Raw genomic sequence first — 18,909 nt, 5'->3', positions numbered from 1 at the left:
AGATGTCCGGCAGGACAGTGAGGGGCGGCGCCGACCATGGTCAGCAAAGCCGCTGCTTACTCGCCCGGGCCCTTGCAGGCCACGATCTGGTCCTTGGTATACGTCGTCCAGTCGGGGATCATGATCGAGACCGGCCATTCAGGGCTCAGCGACGGGTCGGCGGCGGCTTTCAGCTTGGCCTTGCCTTCCTCGGTGGCATTCTCCCACAGCTGCGGGTCGACCAGCACGGTCTGCTGGGCCGGCTTCTTGCCGTCGAGGATCTGCAGCGCCAGCGTCACGCCGGCACCACCGATCGAGCCGGGGTTGGTGACGGCGGCACCCACGAGGCCCTTGACCGAGCTCAGCTGGCCGACGAAGCCGGCATTGTCGGCGCCGACCACGGGCACCAGCGGCGCCTGCGATTCGACCAGCGCGTCGACGATGACGTTATCGATGCCCGACGTCCACACGCCGTTGAACGGCGTGCCGGTGGCCAGGAAGGACAGCATCTGCTGCTTGGCCTGGTCCTGCTGCCAGCCGGTGAAGACCTCCTGCGCCACCTTCACGTCGGGGAATTCGGCCAGTGCCTTCTTGAAGCCTTTGTCGCGATCGCTATCGGCCGAAGCGCCCGCCGCGCCGCGCATGTAAAACACCTCGCCCTTGCCGCCCATCTGCTGGAACAGCCATTTGGCACCGAGATACGCATACTGCTCCTGGTTGTTGGAAATGATGTAAGCCGACGGCTCGGTGACCGCCTGGTCGACGGCGACGACGACGATGCCGGCCTTGGTGGCTTCTTCCAGGCCGGCCTTGATGCCGGCCGGGTCGGCGGGGTTGACGACGATGGCGTCGACCTTGGCGCTGATCAGGTTGCGGATGTCTTCCAGCTGGCCGGCGGCATCGGTGTTGCGGTGGGCGATGTTGAGCTTGGTCACTTCGCCGGAGGCGAGCGCCTGCGCCTTCATGGCGCAAACCATTTCCTCGCGCCAGCCATTGCCCTGCACGGTGTTGGAAATGCCGATCGTGTATTTGCCGGCAGCGGACGACACGCCCACCGAGGCCAGCAGCGCCGCGCTGGCAAGCAGCGGGACCATGGTCAGATAGTTCTTCATTTCAGTCTTCCTCCACATTGTTTTTCAGTTCAGTTTTAACCTGTTGGGCCGCGCCACTCACAATCAGAGTCAAGTGGCTCGCTTTGCCGTTACTTGACGAAGGGACGCAGCACGTCGCGGGCGAGCAGAAAGCCCCGCTTCACCTGCTCGTCGCTGCCTTCAAATCGCCTGTCCTCGTGTTCGATGATGACCGATCCGTCATAACCGGCGCGGTAGAGGCCCGAGAAGAAGCCGCTCCAGTCGACATCGCCCAGCCCCGGCATGCGCGGCACCTGCCAGCCTATCCCCGCCGACAGAATTCCGCGCTCGTACAAACCATCACGATCAATCATCAGGTCCTTGGCGTGGACATGCAGCATATAGGGGCCGAATTCCCGGATGAAACGGGCCTGGTCGATCATCTGCCAGACCAGATGCGAGGGGTCGAAATTCATGCCGACATCGCCGCCCCAGGCTTCGAGAATGCGACGCCAGACCTGCGGCGAATAGGCGATGTTGTGCCCGCCCGGCCATTCATCATGGCTGAAGATCATTGGGCAGTTTTCGAAGGCGAGTTTTACCCCGTGGCCGCGCGCATGGGCAACGATTTCCGGCCAGACTTTCAGCGCGTCCTGCCAGTTGACGTCGACTGTCTTGGAGGCATCGCCGCCGCAGAAGGTGTTGACCAGGGGAACGCCCATGTTGGCGGCCAGGACGATGACCTTCTTCAGGTGGCCGATGACCGCCTCGCGATGGGCGGCATCCGGGTGCAGCGGGTTGGGGTAATAACCGAGACCGGAGACCGTGAGGTTCTTTTCCGCCAGCGATGCAACGATTTCTTTCGCCCGCGAGACCGAAGTGCCATCAGCATCGATATGGCTGGTGCCGGCATAGCGGCGGGTCGCGCCGGAGGTTTTCGGCCAGCAGGCGATTTCCAGTGCCTCGAAGCCGACAGAGCTTGCCCAGCCGGCGACCTCGCCAAGCGGCGTGTCCGCGAACGGTGCGGTGAGCAGTCCAAGTTTCATCATGCCTCCCCTGACCGCGAACCCGCGATCGATGCCTATAATGCCGATTGTTTGGATCGCTTCAACCTCGCGACCTCATCTTGTTCGAGACTGTGACGGACTGCCGCCATCGGATCGCCCGAAAGCAGTTCGCCAAGCGCTGACGTGACGGCCCGCCGGAACGTCTCGTCCGCGGCAAGGCCCGGGTCGAATATCGTGTCGATGGCCAGGATGGCGGAAGCCAGCGCCCGCGCATCGTGGCCGGTTTCGTCCGCAATCGCGGCGACCTTGCCGGCATAGGGATCCGACACCGGCCAGCGCTTGCCGAAGCGCGCCGAGGCCAGGATCAGATAAGCCATCCAGCCGGCGACCGGCACCGACAGCAGGCCGATGCTGGCCCCCAGGTTCAGGCGGTCGCGGATCGGGTTGAGCAGGCGCTGCACGATTTTTTGCGAGCCGTCGGTGGCGATCTGGTGGTTGCGATGGCGGATCGCGGTGTTCTTCAACCGGCCAAGGCTCTGCTCGACATAAGCGGATGGATTCATGCCAGCCACCGGCATCAGTGTCGGCAGGGTTTGCTCGACCAGCATGCGCCTGACAAAGACCGAAAGCAGCGGGTCGGCGATGGCATCCGACGTGTGCTCGAGGCCGGCCAGTACGCCGAGCGTGGCGAGTGTCGTCTGGGCGCCGTTGAGCACCCGCATCTTGAGATGCTCGAACGGGGTGACGTCGTCGACAAAGGTCGCGCCGGCCAGGTCCCAGCGCGGCATGCGGCCGGCGAACTTTTTCTCGATCACCCATTGCCGGAAGGGTTCGCCGACGGCGACGGCGGCGTCGCGATAGCCGAACCGTCGCTTGACGCTGTCGAGATCGTCCTGTGTCACCGCCGGAGCGATGCGGTCGACCATGGCCGAGGGAAAGGCGGCATTGGCCGCGATCCAGTCGGCCAGGCCATTGCCGCGCCGTTCGGCAAAGCTCCGCACGACATTTTCCAGGATGACGCCGTTGGTCGGAATGTTGTCGCAGGAGAGCAGCGTCAGCTTCGGGCCATGCGTGGCCCTGCGTTGCTCCAGCGCCCGCGTGAGGATACCGGGCACGCTGCGGGGAGCTTCCGGGTTGGCGAGGTCGTGGACGATGTCGGGATGATCGAGGTCGAGCGCGCCAGTCGAGGGGACATGGCAATAGCCTTTTTCGGTCACCGTCATCGTCACCAGTTCGATATCGGCGGAGACGAGCACCTCGAGCGCCGGTGCGGCGCTGTCCTGGCTGTCGACCACCTTCACGATGCTGCCGATGACGCGTGCCTCGACATCATCGTTCTCGCGGATCAGCCTTGTGTAGAGGCCGTCTTGCCGGCCAAGTGTCTCGGCCAGGGCGGGCGGGCGAATGTTGATGCCGACGATGCCCCAGCGGTCGAACCGTCGCGAAAGCAGGTCGTCGGTGTATTCGGCCTGGTGACAGCGATGGAAGGCGCCGACGCCCAGATGCGCCATGCCTGGTGAGAGCACCGCGCGGTCGTATGACGGCTTTTGCACGGCTGCGGGGAGCCGCTCCAGCAGTCTGGGCCCGAGCCTTTCGATGGCGTTCACCGGTTCGCCCCGATCACCGACTGTTCCTGGTCGATCACCGCGCCGGTCATCGGCCCGGCCGCGTCGGAAAGCAGGAACACGGCGAGATTGGCGATATCGTCCGGCTTGAGCAGCCGACCGAAGGGCTGCGCGGCATTGGCGGCGTCGAGCCATCCCGGGCCATTGCCCAGCGTCCGCGCCTGCATGATGCGTTCGGCCGGCGTGTCGGTCCAGCCGACATTGATGCCGTTGACGCGGATGCGGTCGAAGCGGTGGGCGTTGGCGGCGTTCTTGGTCAGCGTCGCCAGCGCGCCCTTGGTGGCGGAATAGACGGCGAGTTCCGGCGAGCCGCAATGGGCGTTGATCGACAGGATGTTGACGATGGCGCCGCCCTGGCCACGCTTCTTCATGTCGGCGATCGCGGCCTGCATCAGGAAGAAGGGCGCACGGGCGTTGACGGCAAACAGCGCCGACCAGTCGTCCGGTGTCGCGTCGAGGAAGGAGGCGCGGTCGGTCAGGCCGGCGGCGTTGACCAGGCCATCGATGCGGCCGAAGCGGTCGATGCAGGCCTGCGCCAAAAGCGCGGGAGTTTCCGTGTCTCCAAGGTCGGCGGCGACGAAGAGCGTCGGCGTACCCAGGGCCGACAGTTCCGCGGCCACGGCCTCGCCGCGCTTGCTGTCGCGCCCGGTGATCAGCAGGCCGGCAGCGCCGGAGCGCGCCAGCGTCTCGGCGATGGCACGGCCGATGCCTTGCGTCGACCCGGTGACCAGCGCCACCTTGCCTTCGAGCCTGATCTCCATTCCTCCACCCGGAACAAAGTTTCTATTTCTTGAAATATGGAATGCTAATTCCCGATAGTCAATTGTACCAGCGGCGTCTCATGTGCCGCGGCGCGCCGCGACGCCTTGGACCAGCGCCATGCCCACCGCCAGCGACGCCGCCAGCGAGCGGAAGCCGGCGAAGTCGGATTCCACCACTTCCAGCCAGCTGTCCGACAGCCGGATCAGCGGCGAGAAGGTGCTGTCGGTGATGGTGACGATGCGCGCCTTGCGCTCATGCGCGACGGCCACCAGGTCCGGCGTGATCGAATTGTAGGGGCTGAAGGACACCGCCAGCACGGCGTCGCGAGCGCCAATGCAGCCGACCTGGTCGAGCGCGGTCGAGCCGACATTGTCGACCAGCACATTGCGCACGCCTTGCTGCGAAAGCGTCAGCGACAGATAGGTGGTGACGGGAAAGGCGCGCTTGGAGCCGATGACGTAGATCAGGTCCGCCTTGGCCAGCGTCGCCACCATCTTCTCGAAGCTTTCGATATCGAAGCCGCTTTCGATGCGGCCGAGCGAGGCCTGCGAGGCGCCAACCATGCCGCGCAGGAAATGCGTGGCGGCATTGGGCTCGGCCTCGGCGCGCTGCTCGCCGCGGCCTTCCGGCCAGGATCCCTTGACGTGGTCCTTGAACAGGCCCTGGAAATCGGAAAAGCCGGAATAACCGAAGATCTGGGCGAAGCGCACCAGCGTCGAGGGCTGCACGCCGGCCTGTGCCGCCACTTGGGCAATGGTGCCGAGCGCCACCTCGCTCGGGTGCTGCCACAGGAAGATCGCCACCTGGCGCAGGCGCTTGGGGAAATGCACGGTGCCGGAAGACAGCACCGCGCGCAGCTCCTCATAGGTTCGCGGCTGTATGTAGCCGAGTGCGGCCAGCGAACGGCCGCGTTTGCGCGTCGCTGCCTCGTCGGCACTGGATCGTCCCGATGGTTTTCTCGCCCCGCTCATGAATTCAGGCTAGCGCGATACGATCGTTTTACAATATGGATTTTGGAAATCCTGTTCGCTTGCCTGCGTTGGAGACGATGTAAACGGTTCAAAGTTGGCGCTCTACGAGCGCCGTGGAACTCGACATCGGAATTCAGCCCTGAAAACAGTCAGCCCCGAGGAGAAAACATGGTCTATGCAACATCGGATGGATCGACGCGCCAGCGTCTGCGCGTCGGCATGGTCGGCGGCGGCCGCAATGCCTTCATCGGGGCGGTGCATCGGCTGGCCATGCGCCTCGACGACCAGATCGCGCTGGTCGCCGGCGCGCTGTCGTCCGACCCGGACAATGCCGCCGCCTCGGCCGCCGAGATCGGCATCGCGGCGGAGCGCAGCTATGCCGATTACCGCGCCATGGCCAAAGCGGAGGCCGCGCGGCCGGATGGCATCGAGGCGGTCGTCATCGTCACGCCCAACCATCTGCACGCGCCGATCGCCACCGCCTTCCTCGAGGCCGGCATCGACGTGATCTGCGACAAGCCGCTGTCGACGACGCTGGCCGACGCCGAGGCACTGGTTGCACTCGCGAAGGCGAAAAACCGCCGTTTCGTCGTCACGCTCAACAACACCGGCTACGCCATGGTGCGCCAGGCGCGCGAGATGGTGATGGCGGGCGAGCTTGGCCGGATCGTGTCTGTGCATGGCGCCTACATCCAGGACTGGCTGACCAAGCCGATCGATGCCGACGGCCAGAAGCAGGCGGAATGGCGCACCGATCCGGCGAGGGCAGGGCAGTCGGCGGTGCTGGCCGATATCGGCGTGCATGCCTTCAACCTGGCAGGCTTCATTTCGGGCCGCGAGGCCGAGACGGTGTCGGCCGACCTGTTCACCGCGGTGCCCGGACGCCGGCTCGACGACAATGCCCATGTGCTGGTGCGCTGGACCGATGGCGCACGCGGCACGATCCTGGCCAGCCAGACGTCGCCCGGCCACTACAACGACCTCTCCGTGCGCATCTATGGCGACAGGGCCGGGCTCGAATGGTCGGGCGGCCGGCCGGAGGAACTGCGCTTTTCCAGGTATGGCGAGGAAACCCGCACGCTGGTACGCGGCGGCCATGGCTCGACGGAGGAATCCCGCCGCGTGTCGCGCATGCCGGCGGCGCATCCGGAGGGCTATATCGAGGCCTTCGCCAATTTCTACCGCGACGCCGCCGACATCATCCGCGCCCACCGCTCGGGCGGCGCGGTGGATCCGGCCCGCGCGGCGCGGGTGCCCGACGTGATCGACGGCGCGCGCGGCGTGAAGTTCGTCGCGGCGGCGGTGGAGTCGAACGCGGCTGGCGGCGCGTGGACGGCGGCAAGATTTGCGGGATGAACAGCCGATCTTCCCTCGCGGGAGATCGGCGGCTTTTGCCGCCGGCAATTACTCGATACCCAACTGTTCCGCCAAATCCGACAGCATCGGGCGCTGACCCTGCAGAATCTTCACCCCGGCTTCGGCCAAGGTGAACCAGCCGGCCCTGTCGACCTCCGGGAAGTCCTTCATCGATCCAGATCGCGGCGGCCATTCCATGGTGAAGGTGTTGCTCTTGACGGCGGCCACATCGATGTCGGCCTCGACGGACCAGGCCATGACGATCTTGCCGCCCGGTTGCCGATAGGCGCCAAGGCGAGCGAAGGGGCCTTCGACCTTCATGCCGAGCTCTTCCTCGGTCTCGCGTCGTGCCGCCGCCAATTCGTCCTCATCCTCGTCGACGAGGCCCTTCGGGATCGACCAGGCGCCATCGTCCTTCTTGGCCCAGAAGGGGCCGCCGGGATGAACCAGCAGCACCCCGATACCGTCATCGCTCCGGCGATAGATCAGCAGACCCGCGCTGCGTTTTGCCATGTTGCATGTCCGTTTGCGGCATCGGTGCGAAGCCGGCCGATTCTGAGATCATGGCTGCCGATCTTGCACCTGGAAATTGCGACGCTATGTCAGATGCATCCGCATTGCACCTCATACGCGAGTCCGGCAAACTGATAGCATCGTTTCTGGGGCGGCGTCGAAAATCAGGTGAGGCGTCCGAATGCAGCTGGGTCTGATCGGCTACTACAGCGACTTCGTGGTCTATCCCCTGGTGATCGCCATATTGGGGGTGGCCGGACTGATCGAGGCCGGAGAAGAAAGCGCGCCGGACTGGGTCGGCACGGTGCTGATCTGCCTTGGCCTGTGGACGCTGATCGAATATGTGCTGCATCGTTTCGTGCTGCACCATGTCCCCTGGATCCGGGACCTGCACGACCGTCACCACGTCGAGGAGCGCAGTCCGGTGGGCACGCCCACCTGGCTCAGCCTGGGCGTGCACGCGCTGGTGGCGTTCCTGCCCGTCTGGATGGTCTCGGACTTCGCGACCGCCAGCGCGGTGAGTTGCGGGTTGATGCTGGGCTATCTCTGGTACATCAGCGTCCACCACATGATCCATCACTGGCATCCGGCCCATCCGAGCTATCTCTACACGCTCAAGCGCCGCCACGCGGTGCACCACCATATCGACGACAACGCCAATTTCGGCGTGACGTCGCTATTCTGGGACCGGATCTTCGGCACGGCTAGGCTTTGACAGGGGATGGGTCTTTCGGCGGACCACCGATTGTGGTCTGCCGGGCGGTCGAGCGACGGGAAACGCCGAGTCTCAAATCTAGGCGAAGCGATCTGGCCAGAATAACCAAATGAGCGCGGCGGCCGTCAGAACCCAAATTCCGACGATGAATGCGAGGCCGCCGCGGCTGGTCGGCCTCGATCGGCGAACGGCCTCCGCACGAAACTCCGCCATCAGATCGGCGGGGATCAACTTCACCGCGAGCAGGATGCCAAGCGGTACGATGATCAGATCGTCCAAATATCCGAGTACGGGAATGAAATCGGGTATCAGATCGATGGGACTGAGCGCGTAGGCGGCGACGATGCCGGCGGCAAGTTTGGCGTACCAGGGAACGCGAGGATCGCGGGCGGCCAGCCACAGGGCCATCACATCGCGCTTGATGGCTTTCGCCCATTGTTTTGCCTTGTCGAGGACAGTCACCCGGCAACTCTCTTTGGGAGGCCCCGAACATCGGCGTCTCCGCTCCTTCCCTCGATCATTGCAGCGATGTCGACGATCTGCAAACTGACCCCGCCGCGCAAAGCTCCTTTTCCGCCAGTTCCCTGAATGCGTCGGGTACTGAGCGGGCCGCTTCCAGGGCCACCGTATCGTAGCCGACCGCCTGTTTGCCGAAAGGCTGGCGGATCTTGTCGACAAGGCGGCCGAGGAGGCCTGGCCGGCGATTCATCGCCTCCCGGTTGGCCGCCTGTTTGTCCAGGTACCCCGCCAGCGCCAGGTCGTGGCGCTGCGGCGCGACCCGGTCCGGAGACCGCGACGTAAGCCAGGGATCGCCGTAAAACAGGAGCGGCCAGTCTGTTGGGTGCGGGAGCAGCATGGTATTCTCCATGACAGTTGTCAGCAGCACCGTGCGACACACCCGTCGGAATCGCGTTCGCGCCAGCGTGACGAAATCGTGAAAAGCGTCGCGCGACGCGGAAAGCCGGTTGAATTGGTATCGGCACCGGTAAAGGATTGCCGCTGAAGCTGTGGTGGATCCGATGGCGCGCCTCTCACTGTTGGGTGGGTTCGATTTCGCTGGCGGTGCCGTGGCCCCGTCCTTCACCCGCAAGGCGCGCGCCATGGTCGCCTATCTTGCGATCCATTCGGGGCATTCCCTCTCGCGCGAAAAGCTTGCCGCCCTGCTGTGGGGCGACACCGGCGAGCCGCAGGCACGCATGAACCTTCGGCAGGCTCTTTCTGTCGTGAGGAAGGCTATGCCCTCGGCCCATGGCGTTCGCTTCCTGACCGATGGCGACAGCATCATGCTGGCGCTGGATGATCTCGATTTCGACGTCGCCCGGTTCGAGGTGCTGGCCGCCGAGGCGGCACCCGAGCAGCTTGAGCAGGCCATCAGCCTCTATCGAGGCGATCTCCTCGATGGCTTCAGCCTGAAGGAGGAACCCTTCGAGGACTGGCTGCGGATCGAACGCGCACGGCTGCGGGCCACGGCCGTCTTGGTGCTGGAAAAGCTCGTCGCGCATTACTTCGCGCAGAACGATCTGGCGTCCTGCGTGCAGGCGGCGACACGCTTGCTAGCCTGGGAGCCGCTGCGTGAAGACGTCCACCGGGCCTTGATGCGGGCCTGTGCGGCCCAGGGCCGCGTCAATTTGGCGCTGAAACAATATGAGCTCTGCCGCGACGCCTTGCAGCGGCAGCTACGTGTTCAGCCGGAACCGGAAACGAGGCAGCTCTATGAACAGCTTCGGGCCCGACGCACGGCGTCGGCTGCTCCAGCAGCCGCCGGGCCGGTTGCGCCCGGTGCTCAGGCTGCATCGCCGCCGACCCACTATGTCAAATCGGCTGGCAGCAACATCGCGTATCAGGTAACGGGCAACGGCCCCGTAGACCTCATTTATGTGCCAGGCTGGGTTTCCAATCTCGACCTTGCCTGGGCATCGCCCAGGCTGGCGCATGTCCTGCACCGTCTCGGCTCTTTTTGCCGGCTGATCCGGATGGACAAGCGTGGCACCGGACTGTCGGATCGCAATGTCGGCCTGCCGACGCTCGAAGAGCGTATGGAAGACGTGCGCGCGGTCCTGGACGCGGTCGGTTCGAAGCGTACCGTCCTGTTCGGCAGCTCCGAGGGCGGCAGCATGTGCATGCTGTTTGCCGCGACCTATCCTGAACGCACGGCAGCCCTCATCTTGAACGGGACCTATGCCCGAGGTGTATGGGCGCCGGACTACCCCTGGGCCAAAACCAAGGCGCAGGTGGAAAGAGAACTCGTCGCCATCGAGCGCGAATGGGGAGAGCCGGCCGACCTCAGCAATGCCGCGCCCAGCCTGATGAACGATGCATTCGAGCGCGAATGGTTCGCGGCCTTCCTGCGCAATTCAGCTTCGCCCGCCGATGCGATCTCGCTGTGGTACTGGAGCACCGAAATCGACGTTCGGGAGATACTGGGAGCCATCCACGTTCCAACGCTAATCGTTCAGAGAACGGGCGATCGCTGGGTCAAGGCCGAGGAGGGGCGCTACCTGGCGAGACACATACCGGGAGCGAGCTACATCGAGCTCGCGGGCAACGACCATGTCATCTGGGGGGAAGGCTCCGATCGCCTGATCGATGAGATTCAGTCCTTTGTCAGCGGCACCTTGCCGGCGGCACCCGGCGAGCGTGTGCTGGTCACCATTCTCTGCGTGGACATCACCTCGCCATCTGCGTCCCCCGATGGCCAGGATTTGAGGCGGGGATATGTCGACGCGATCTGCGATCAAGTCCAACTGGCCCAGGGCAGGGAGATACGGCGCAACGCGAATGGCCTCCTCGCTGCCTTCCAGCGTCCGACGCGGGCGATCCAATGCGCCATGGCGATCCGCGACGGTTTGAAGCCATCTGGCCTCGGCGTCCGTGCCGCGGTGCATATTGGCGAGTGCGAAAAGCAAGACGGTGATTTAACCGGCACCGCCATCGACCAAGCAGTGCTGATGCTCGACCAAGCCTTGCCGGGCGAGATCGTTACGTCGCGCACAATCCGCGATCTCGTGCCGGGCTCCGGCCTTGTGTTTACAGAGCGCGGCGGGACGGAAACAGGCGCCGTGCCGGGAGGCGGGCAACTCTATGGGGTCGGTGCAGCGTCGGCCCGACAGTAGCGAAGCGCGCCATGGTGTCGGTTGGCGCGCCGTCGGGGACAGTCCCTTTTCCACTCAAAGCTCCTTTTCCGCCAGTTCCCTGAATGCGTCGGGCACCGAGCGGGCCGCTTCCAGGGCCACCGTACCGTAGCCGACCGCCTGTTTGCCGAAACGCTGGCGGATCTTGTCGATGGCGCGGTCGGCGCCGAAGCGCGCGAGGCCTTTTTGGCTGCCCGGGCGGCGCTTCTCGTCGGCGAGGCCGAGCGGCAGGTCGAGCTGCAGTTCGGCGCTCTCCTCCAGGTGCGAGACCGAGATCGCCAGCAGCGAGATCGTTTTCTCCCGGGGATGCTCGGCGAGCACGCCGCGCACCAAATCCCCTGCGATCTCGGCCAGCATGGCGGTCGCCGAGATCGGCTGTTCCAGCGTGATCGAGCGCGTGACGGCGCTGAGATCGGCAAAGCGCACGCGCACGGTTACCGTGCGGCCGGGGCGGTTCTTGGCGCGCAGCCGGCTGGCGACGCGATCGGCCAGATGCAGCAGTGTCGGCACGATCACTCGCGCCACGGCCGGCTTTTGCCCGAGCGCCGATTGCGCGCCGGCCGAGTGCGCCCGGCGCTTCGTCTGCAGCTTGCGCGGATCGCGGTTCCACGACAGCGCCGCGAGCTTTTCGCCGGCCGCGGGGCCTAGCAGCCGGGTCAGGGCGCCGCTGTGGGTCCGGGCCAGCTCGCCGATGGTCTCGACGCCGATCTCGGCCAAGCGCGCCCTGGTTGCCGGGCCGACGCCCCACATCAGCGAGACCGGCAAATCGTGCAGAAAGGCAAGCTCGGTGCCGGGCTCGACCACCACCAGCCCGTCTGGCTTGGCGACTTGCGAGGCGATCTTGGCCAGATGCTTGGTGCGAGCCACGCCGATCGAGATCGGCAGGCCGAGTTCGGCCCGCACACGGCCGCGGATCGCCGTCGCGATTTCCCGCGGGGAGCCGAACAGATGCGTGCAGCCGGCGACATCAGCGAAGGCCTCGTCGATGGAGATGCGTTCGACCACCGGCGTGAAATCGTCGAGCACCTTGATCGCCGCGTCGCCCAGCCGCTGGTAGTGGCTGAAATTGCCGCCGACGAAGATCAATTGCGGGCAAAGCTCGCGCGCTTTGCGTCCAGGCATGCCGCCGCGCACGCCAAAGGCGCGCGCTTCGTAAGAGGCGGCGAGCACCACGCCGCCGCCAACCGCGATCGGCTTGCCGCGCAGCGACGGGTCGAGCAGTTGCTCGACCGAGGCATAGAAGGCGTCGAGATCGGCATGCAGGATGGTGGCCGTCGTTTCCATCCTGTTCCGCTCATCCGCGATTGCTGATAGACAGAAACATATAGTGAACAAACAGAGATCGTTGTCAATTGGGTCTTTGCTGCATCGTGTCCTTTGGGCGTAACCGAGGCGCGTAAAGTGCCTCCTTTTCCACAGGGCGGAGGAGGCAGCGCCACTTCCTAGACAACATGCTCCGCCCGCAGTGCCGCCTTCATCCGTTCCAGCGCCGGCTCGCCGCCGGCCGCCAGTTCGTCGGCGATGCGGGCGAGTTTGTCGTCGGATTTGCGGTGCTTGCTGCCCCAGGCGCCGAGCGTGGCTAGCACCGGCAGGAGATCGATGCCGGCTTCGGTCAGCCGGTAGATCGCCTTCAGCCCATGGCTAGGGTCGTCGCTGCGGGTGAGGATGCCTTCGTCCTGCAGCGTCTGCAGCCGCTCGGCCAATGTGCGCGAGGAGATGCCTTCATCGGATTGCAGGAACTCGCGAAAATGCTTTTTGCCGGCGAAGACCAGGTCGCGGATGATGAGCAGCGTCCAGCGATCGCCGAGCAGTTCCAGCGACAGGCTGATCGGGCAGCCGGATCTTTCACGCGTTGACATCTCTATGGTTCCATTTTTTAAATCACTTTACTATTGACATCGTTCTTTCCATCAGTCAAATGCTTCCAAAAGTAAATCGTTGGATCGCAACTTGGCCAGCAGGAGGACGTCATGAGCCAGGCCGTCGGGGAAATCAGCACACCGAGAACCGTCGTGGTCATCGGGGCCACCAACGAGGTTGGCAAGGCAGTCGCCCAGATCCTGACCGGGCGGGGGCATATTGTGCGCGGCGTGGCGCGCAGCCTGGGTGTCGCGCTTGACGATAGCGACGCGCTCGCCTCCGCCTTTTTCGGTGCCGACAGCGCCTATGTAATGATTCCGTTCGACGTCACGGCGCCGGATGTTCATCGCTTCGAAGATGAAGTCGGCGCGCGGCTGGCGGCGGCGATCGCGAAGTCAGGCGTGCGCCGCGTCGTGCTGCTCAGCGGCCTCAACGCCCATCTCAGGATGGGAACTTCGCTTGGCGCCGCCTTGATGGAGGAACGGCTGGCGGCGCTCGGCCTCGACGAGCTGGTGTTTTTGCGCGCCTCGTTCTTCATGGAGAACTTCGCCAAGGGCATGGGCTTTGTCCAGCAGGCCGCTTCCGGCATCTTCATGACGCCGTTCCGTGGCGATCTGCCGATGCCTTTGATTGCTGCCAGCGATCTCGGCCAGCGCGCCGCCGCCCTGCTGGACGCTACGCGTTTTCCAAGCGAGCGGATTATCGAATTGCATGGCGGCGGCTATTATACCTTCGAGCAGGCCACCACGATCCTGGGCAGCGCGATGGGGAGGCAGGTCACTTACAAGGCGGCTCCATTCACTGAGGCGCGCGCCGGGATGATCGCCAACGGTCTGTCACCGAGCTTTGCCGATGCGCTCGGCGAAACGGCGGCGAGTTTCAACAAGGGTGAACGCTGGGCACTTGAGGCACCGTCAATCCGCAACGCCACGCCGACCACTTTCGAGAGCTGGGCACAAGCCTTTGCCCGTTCGCAAAGCGCGGCGTGATCCTTCCTGCCTGGAATCCGGAAACGAGGAGAACCCCATGAAAAAGCTGATCCTTCAGATGCAGATGTCGGTCGACGGCTTTGTCGGTGCCAATGAGAACCACCCCTGGCAACTTTGGGGATGGGGCGACGACATCGGCTGGGACGAGGAACTGAAGCGTGATTTCAACGCGGTGTTTGCCGGCATCGACACCATCCTGCTCAGCCGCAAGATGGCTGAGGAAGGTTACCTCACCCATTGGGGCAACGCGGCGCGGAAATATCCGGCCGATCCGTTCTATGCCTTCGCCCAGCGTATCGTCGAAGCGCGCAAGGTGGTGCCGAGCGACAGGCTCGAGACCTCGCGATGGGAGCGCACGACGGTGGTGAGCGGCGACCTGCCGCGCGAGGTCAACGCATTGAAGGCGGGTGAGGGCGGCGACATGGCCGTCTTCGGCGGGGCGGGCTTTGCGTCGGCGCTGATCGCGGCCGGGGTGGTCGACGAGTTCCAGCTGTTCGTCAATCCGGCCGTGCTGGGCGCCGGCCGCCGCATCTTCGACCAAGGCGGGTTCCGAAACCTGCTTCTGCTCGGCTCGAAGGCTTATGCCTGCGGCATGGTGGTCAGCCGCTACGCGCCGGCAGGCTGATCGCCGGTGTGCAGGCCGCACGCCGGTAAAAAGACGTTTGGCCGGAATCCTTTGCCCGCTTCTCTTCGTCTTCAAGGTGGGTCGCCGGAAGGGCGGTCGCATCAACGCTGAATGGAGAGACAGATGATCCTGGTGACAGGCGCCACCGGCCTGAACGGCAAAACAATCGTGCGCGAGTTCGCGCGGCAGAAGCATCAAGTGAGGGCGCTGGTTCGCGATCTTAACCGGGCATCCGCGGCTGGGCTCGGCGGACTTGCCGGCGTCGAGCTGGTCGACGGCGACATGCGCCGGGCGGAGACGCTTGGCGCGGCTCTCGATGGTGTCGATCGCGTGCTGATGATTTCGACCGCCGCGCAAGACATGGTCGAGACGCAGTGCCGTTTTATCGACGCCTGCAAGCAGGCCGGCGTCGCGCATGTGGTGAAGTTTTCCGGTGCCGAATCCAACATCGGCTATGACGCGACGAAGTTCCGCTTCACGCGCATGCATGAGGAGGTCGAGCGTTATCTCGAAGGAGCCGGCATGGCGTGGACGCATCTGCGCCCCAGCCAGTTCATGCAGGTCTATCTGCGCGACGCGCCGACCATCGCCGCCGAGGGCGCCTTCTATCTGGCGCTTGGCAGCACCGAACTGTCGCCGGTCGATGTCGAGGACATCGCCAAGGTCGCCGTCCGGCTGCTGCGCGATGGCGGCCATGAAGGCGAGAGCCTCGACATGACCGGACCCGAGGCGCTGACGATGAGCGACATAGCGGCGCGGATTTCGCAGGCGATCGGCAAGCCGGTCCGCTACGTCGACATCAGCCCGCAGGACCGCCGGCGCAACCTGCTGGCCGCCGGCGTCCTCGCCGACTTCGCCGATGCGCTGGACGAGCAGTTGACCGAGCGCCTGCGGCGGCCGAAATCGCGGGTGCATCTTGCCACCCACGATATGTTCGGCGTGCGCGCGACGCCGTTCGTCGAATTCGCCCAGCGCCACGCGGCAATGTTGCGGGGCGGGGCGTAGGCCGCCGAAAAAACGCGGGCCGGCACGTATCCTTTTTGCCTGCCCGTCCGTCTCTTGCCTGAAGGTCGCGCCGGACCGCGATCGGCAACCACGGAGAAACAGTCATGGCGAGCATGCAAAGTCAGGCAAACAGGAACCATTACGCCGCGCTCGCGGCCAATGCGGGCAAGTTGACCAGCCCGCAGGCGGTCATCGACTACAACGACGTCAATTGGACGGCGCTGACCGGCGAACCGGGCGGCGTCGACTATATCGAGGTCGATGCCGGCGGCGTGCCGGCGATGTGGGTGGTGCCGAAGGGCGCCGACGAGCAGCGGGTGCTGTTTTACGCGCATGGCGGCGGCTTCATCGGCGGCTCGATCTACACGCACCGCAAGCTGGTCGGTCATCTCGCCAAGGCCGTCGGCTGCCGGGCGCTGCTCTACGACTATCCGCTGGCGCACCAAGCCAAGCATCCGGCTCAGCTCGAGGCCGCGTCATCGGCCTGGGACTGGCTCGTCGACCAAGGCCTCGACCCCAAGCGGATCGTGATCGCCGGCGACTCCTGCGGCGCGGTGCCGACCTATGGCGTCCTGCAGCGGCTGCGCGCGCAAAGGCGGCCGCTGCCGGTCGCCACGCTGATCATCTCCGGCTGGTTCGACATGGCGTTGACCGGCGCCAGCTACGAGACCAACCGCGACAAGGACCCGGCCTTCGCCAGGGAAGCCGTCGACTGGCTGGCGGCCAATTTCATCGGCGATGCCGATCGGCGCGATCCCGAAGTCAGCCCGCTCTACGCCGACCTCTCCGGCTTTCCACCCGTCTTCCTGCAGGCCGGCGCCGACGAGACGCTGGTCGACGAAAGCCGCATGTTCGCCGAGCGGGCGAGGCAGGCGGGGGTCGAGACGCGGCTCGACGTCTTTGACGGCATGCTCCACTCCTTCCAGATGATGGCAGGGCGGGCGCCGGAGGCCGATGACGCCATTGCCCGCTTCGCCGCCTGGGTGCGGCCGAGACTGGGGCTGCCGGCTCCCGGTGAGAAGACCAGCGAAAAGGCGGCGTGAGCATGCGGCGGCTGATCGTGTCGAGTTTCGTCTCGCTGGATGGCGTCATCGAGGCGCCGATGACGTGGGCGTCGCCATTTTTCGTCGGAGAGAATGTGGACCATGCCTTGCGGGCGCTTTCGAACGTCGAGTTCTTCCTGCTTGGCCGCGCCACCTACGAGATGTTCTTCGCGCGCTGGCCCGGGACCAAGGGTCCGTACATGGACCGCATCAACGGCCTGAAGAAGCTGGTCGCCTCGACGACGCTGAAGACGGTGTCGTGGAATGCCGCGCTGATCGAGGGCGACGTCGCCGAGGCGCTCGCGGCGCTGAAACGCCAGCCGGGCGGCGACATCCTGAAATATGGCGTGTCGCAGCTCGACCGCACCTTGCTTTCCACTGGGCTGGTGGACGAGTATCATCTGTCGATCGTGCCGACATGGGTCGGGCAGGGCAAGCGCGCCTTCGACGACGTCGGGCCGATCGATCTCGAACTGGTCGACATCAACCGTTTTGCCAATGGCGTGGTGACCCTGACCTATGTGCCGCGATGAACCAGCAGATCCGCAAATCCCCCGACACGGCACGAGGCATGCGGGCCTGGCCTGAGCCCGACCGCGTGTTCGACCTGCGCTATGCCGCGTTCCTGGAGACGGTTTCGCATCTGCGCGCCAGGCTGCATCGCTATTGCGCCCGCATGACCGGCTCGGCGCTGGATGGCGAGGACATCATGCAGGAGGCGCTGTTCGAGGCCTATCGCAAGATCGAGCTGCTCGACGATGCGCAGGCGCTGCGGCCGTGGCTTTTCCGCATCGCGCATAACAGGTGCATCGATTTCATCCGCAATCGCCGCACGCGGCACGCGGCAGAGGCCTTCTATGCCGACGACGACGTGGTGCAGCCGGTCGAGCCGGCCGGTCCGGGCGCCGGCCGCGCCATCGAGCGGTTGGTGGTGCATCTGCCACCGAAGGAGCGCGCCTGCGTGCTGCTCAAGGATGTCTTCGACCATTCGCTGGAGGAGATCGCCGAGCTGGTCGGCTCGACACCGGGCGGCGTCAAATCGGCGCTCAATCGCGGCCGCGCCAAGCTCGCCGCTCTACCCGCGCAACCGGCCGCGGCGCCGCCACACGACCCCGAACTGGAGCGGCTGCTTGATCGCTATGTCGCGCTCTTCAACGCCAGGGACTGGGACGGCGTGCGGGCACTGACCAGCGCCGATGCACGCCTCCAGGTGTCGGACTGCTACAGCGGCTTGCTGTCGGCTTCGCCCTACTTCGTCGAATATGAGCGCAGCGAACTGCCCTGGCGCGTGCGGCCAGGCGCGTTCGAAGGGGAGATGGTGCTGGTCGTCGACAGGCAATATGGCGAGGTCTGGCGGCAGGCATATCTGGTCCGGATCGGCGCCACGGGCGGGGTGATCGACAGCATCAGCGACTATTATGCCTGCCCGTGGATCCTGGAGATGGCAAACGTGGAGGGGATCTATCCTGGCCTCCTCGCCGGTATCGTTTCCCTGCCTACTTCACCGAGTCCACCGCCGCCAGGATAACATCGGCGACTTCGCGGGGCTTGGCGAGCATGGCGACGTGGCTGGTCGGCAACTCGGTGACCTTGGCGCCGATCGCCTTCGCCATCGCGGCCTCGGCCGCCGGCGGGATCATTCCGTCGTGCCTGGCGACGATGTACCAGCTCGGCTTTGTCTCATACGCGGCCGCGGTGAGCTTTTCGTCGAAGATACCGGAGAAGGCTGGTCCCTGGGTGGCGGCGATCACCCCGATTTCCGCCGGCGGCAGGTCTTGCGCGAAATATTTGGCGACACCCTCGGCGCTCAACCTGAGATAGCCGCCGCTGTCGGGTTGCAGCGCGCTTGCCCAGGGCGGCGGCGGCTGACCCTTGCCAAGCTCGTTGATCGACACGCCCTTTGGCGGCGCGAATGCGGCGACGTAGACCAGCGCCTTGACCTTGTCGTTCACGCCGGCCTGGCTGATGACGACGCCGGCCCAGGAGTGACCGACGAGAATGACCGGACCCGGCTGGGCATCAATGACGCGCATGGTTGCGTCGACATCGGCGGCAAGCGAGCTCAAAGGATTTTGCACGGCCACCACATTGAGCCCCTTGGCCTCCAGCAAGGGAATGACCTTGCTCCAGCTCGATCCGTCGGCGAACGCGCCGTGCACCAGGACGACCGTTTTCTTCGGGACATCGGCGGCTGACGCCGGTGCTGTCGCCGTCAGGAGAACGGCGGTTCCCAGAGTCAGGAAATGCGTTAACGGCAT

At 65.1% G+C, this 18,909-nt stretch carries 20 protein-coding genes; 9 read left to right on the top strand and 11 right to left on the bottom strand.

Annotated elements, in window-relative coordinates; genetic code table 11:
- Nucleotides 1-56 precede the first annotated feature (56 nt).
- The 5 genes from LB557_RS07810 to LB557_RS07790 form a co-directional block, all read right to left on the bottom strand.
- On the bottom strand, nucleotides 57-1,091 hold the full coding sequence (locus tag LB557_RS07810; protein WP_015316972.1) for an ABC transporter substrate-binding protein: 1,035 nt from the start codon (nucleotides 1,089-1,091) through the stop codon (nucleotides 57-59).
- 89 nt (nucleotides 1,092-1,180) lie between these two features.
- Entirely contained in the window at nucleotides 1,181-2,095 is a 915-nt protein-coding gene (locus LB557_RS07805; protein ID WP_224642222.1) for a sugar phosphate isomerase/epimerase family protein, read from the bottom strand.
- Between the two features lie 35 nt (nucleotides 2,096-2,130).
- Complete coding sequence (locus LB557_RS07800) at nucleotides 2,131-3,663, bottom strand: mannitol dehydrogenase family protein (RefSeq protein WP_224642221.1); 1,533 nt, start codon at nucleotides 3,661-3,663, stop codon at nucleotides 2,131-2,133.
- Nucleotides 3,660-4,442 carry an SDR family oxidoreductase gene (locus LB557_RS07795; RefSeq protein ID WP_224642218.1) on the bottom strand — a complete coding sequence of 261 codons (783 nt, stop codon included), beginning with the start codon at nucleotides 4,440-4,442 and terminating at the stop codon, nucleotides 3,660-3,662. Before LB557_RS07795 ends, LB557_RS07800 begins: the two co-directional genes overlap by 4 nt.
- A 78-nt stretch (nucleotides 4,443-4,520) precedes the next feature.
- Nucleotides 4,521-5,414 carry a MurR/RpiR family transcriptional regulator gene (locus LB557_RS07790; RefSeq protein ID WP_224526967.1) on the bottom strand — a complete coding sequence of 298 codons (894 nt, stop codon included), beginning with the start codon at nucleotides 5,412-5,414 and terminating at the stop codon, nucleotides 4,521-4,523.
- A 168-nt stretch (nucleotides 5,415-5,582) separates the two neighbouring features.
- Between LB557_RS07790 and LB557_RS07785 the strand changes: the two genes are divergently transcribed.
- Entirely contained in the window at nucleotides 5,583-6,770 is a 1,188-nt protein-coding gene (locus tag LB557_RS07785) for a Gfo/Idh/MocA family protein (protein ID WP_224642216.1), read from the top strand.
- A 48-nt stretch (nucleotides 6,771-6,818) separates the two neighbouring features.
- On the opposite strand, the gene LB557_RS07780 is transcribed toward LB557_RS07785, so the two are convergent.
- Nucleotides 6,819-7,283, bottom strand: a complete 465-nt coding sequence (locus LB557_RS07780) for an NUDIX domain-containing protein (protein ID WP_224642214.1) — start codon at nucleotides 7,281-7,283, stop codon at nucleotides 6,819-6,821.
- Between the two features lie 181 nt (nucleotides 7,284-7,464).
- On the opposite strand from LB557_RS07780, the gene LB557_RS07775 reads away from it, so the two are divergent.
- The gene (locus tag LB557_RS07775; protein WP_224642212.1) at nucleotides 7,465-7,998 is read left to right on the top strand and encodes a sterol desaturase family protein; all 534 of its coding nucleotides are present in this window, start codon (nucleotides 7,465-7,467) and stop codon (nucleotides 7,996-7,998) included.
- A 78-nt stretch (nucleotides 7,999-8,076) separates the two neighbouring features.
- Here LB557_RS07775 and LB557_RS07770 read toward each other — a convergent pair whose 3' ends face one another.
- Together LB557_RS07770 and LB557_RS07765 are read right to left on the bottom strand one after the other, a co-directional pair.
- Entirely contained in the window at nucleotides 8,077-8,460 is a 384-nt protein-coding gene (locus tag LB557_RS07770) for a YkvA family protein (protein ID WP_224642211.1), read from the bottom strand.
- Nucleotides 8,461-8,515: 55 nt separating this feature from the next.
- On the bottom strand, nucleotides 8,516-9,100 hold the full coding sequence (locus LB557_RS07765; protein ID WP_224642209.1) for a hypothetical protein: 585 nt from the start codon (nucleotides 9,098-9,100) through the stop codon (nucleotides 8,516-8,518).
- On the opposite strand from LB557_RS07765, the gene LB557_RS07760 reads away from it, so the two are divergent.
- Nucleotides 9,099-11,111 (top strand): alpha/beta fold hydrolase, encoded by a 2,013-nt coding sequence (locus LB557_RS07760; RefSeq protein WP_140618089.1) that lies wholly within the window; start codon nucleotides 9,099-9,101, stop codon nucleotides 11,109-11,111. The two genes, LB557_RS07765 and LB557_RS07760, sit on opposite strands and share 2 nt — an antisense overlap.
- A 54-nt stretch (nucleotides 11,112-11,165) precedes the next feature.
- On the opposite strand, the gene dinB is transcribed toward LB557_RS07760, so the two are convergent.
- Nucleotides 11,166-12,413 carry a DNA polymerase IV gene (dinB, locus tag LB557_RS07755; RefSeq protein WP_224642205.1) on the bottom strand — a complete coding sequence of 416 codons (1,248 nt, stop codon included), beginning with the start codon at nucleotides 12,411-12,413 and terminating at the stop codon, nucleotides 11,166-11,168.
- 158 nt (nucleotides 12,414-12,571) lie between these two features.
- Nucleotides 12,572-12,988, bottom strand: a complete 417-nt coding sequence (locus LB557_RS07750; protein WP_015316982.1) for a winged helix-turn-helix transcriptional regulator — start codon at nucleotides 12,986-12,988, stop codon at nucleotides 12,572-12,574.
- A gap of 111 nt (nucleotides 12,989-13,099) precedes the next feature.
- Between LB557_RS07750 and LB557_RS07745 the strand changes: the two genes are divergently transcribed.
- The 6 genes from LB557_RS07745 (at nucleotide 13,100) to LB557_RS07720 (ending at nucleotide 18,179) form a co-directional block, all read left to right on the top strand.
- Nucleotides 13,100-13,978 (top strand): NmrA family NAD(P)-binding protein, encoded by an 879-nt coding sequence (locus LB557_RS07745; protein WP_224642203.1) that lies wholly within the window; start codon nucleotides 13,100-13,102, stop codon nucleotides 13,976-13,978.
- Between the two features lie 37 nt (nucleotides 13,979-14,015).
- Nucleotides 14,016-14,603, top strand: a complete 588-nt coding sequence (locus LB557_RS07740; protein WP_015316984.1) for a dihydrofolate reductase family protein — start codon at nucleotides 14,016-14,018, stop codon at nucleotides 14,601-14,603.
- Nucleotides 14,604-14,726: 123 nt separating this feature from the next.
- Nucleotides 14,727-15,608: an SDR family oxidoreductase gene (locus LB557_RS07735; RefSeq protein ID WP_224642201.1), complete on the top strand. Its 882-nt coding sequence runs from the start codon at nucleotides 14,727-14,729 to the stop codon at nucleotides 15,606-15,608.
- Between the two features lie 104 nt (nucleotides 15,609-15,712).
- Nucleotides 15,713-16,651, top strand: coding sequence for an alpha/beta hydrolase (locus tag LB557_RS07730; protein ID WP_224642200.1), 939 nt, complete (start codon nucleotides 15,713-15,715; stop codon nucleotides 16,649-16,651).
- 2 nt (nucleotides 16,652-16,653) lie between these two features.
- Entirely contained in the window at nucleotides 16,654-17,184 is a 531-nt protein-coding gene (locus LB557_RS07725; protein ID WP_015316987.1) for a dihydrofolate reductase family protein, read from the top strand.
- Nucleotides 17,181-18,179, top strand: a complete 999-nt coding sequence (locus LB557_RS07720) for a sigma-70 family RNA polymerase sigma factor (RefSeq protein WP_224642198.1) — start codon at nucleotides 17,181-17,183, stop codon at nucleotides 18,177-18,179. Before LB557_RS07725 ends, LB557_RS07720 begins: the two co-directional genes overlap by 4 nt.
- Here LB557_RS07720 and LB557_RS07715 read toward each other — a convergent pair.
- Nucleotides 18,148-18,909: an alpha/beta fold hydrolase gene (locus tag LB557_RS07715; RefSeq protein ID WP_140716277.1), complete on the bottom strand. Its 762-nt coding sequence runs from the start codon at nucleotides 18,907-18,909 to the stop codon at nucleotides 18,148-18,150. The two genes, LB557_RS07720 and LB557_RS07715, sit on opposite strands and share 32 nt — an antisense overlap.

The organism is Mesorhizobium sp. BR115XR7A (genome assembly GCF_020165315.1).
GTDB lineage: Bacteria > Pseudomonadota > Alphaproteobacteria > Rhizobiales > Rhizobiaceae > Mesorhizobium > Mesorhizobium australicum.
This window is presented reverse-complemented; position numbering and strand designations above follow the sequence as displayed.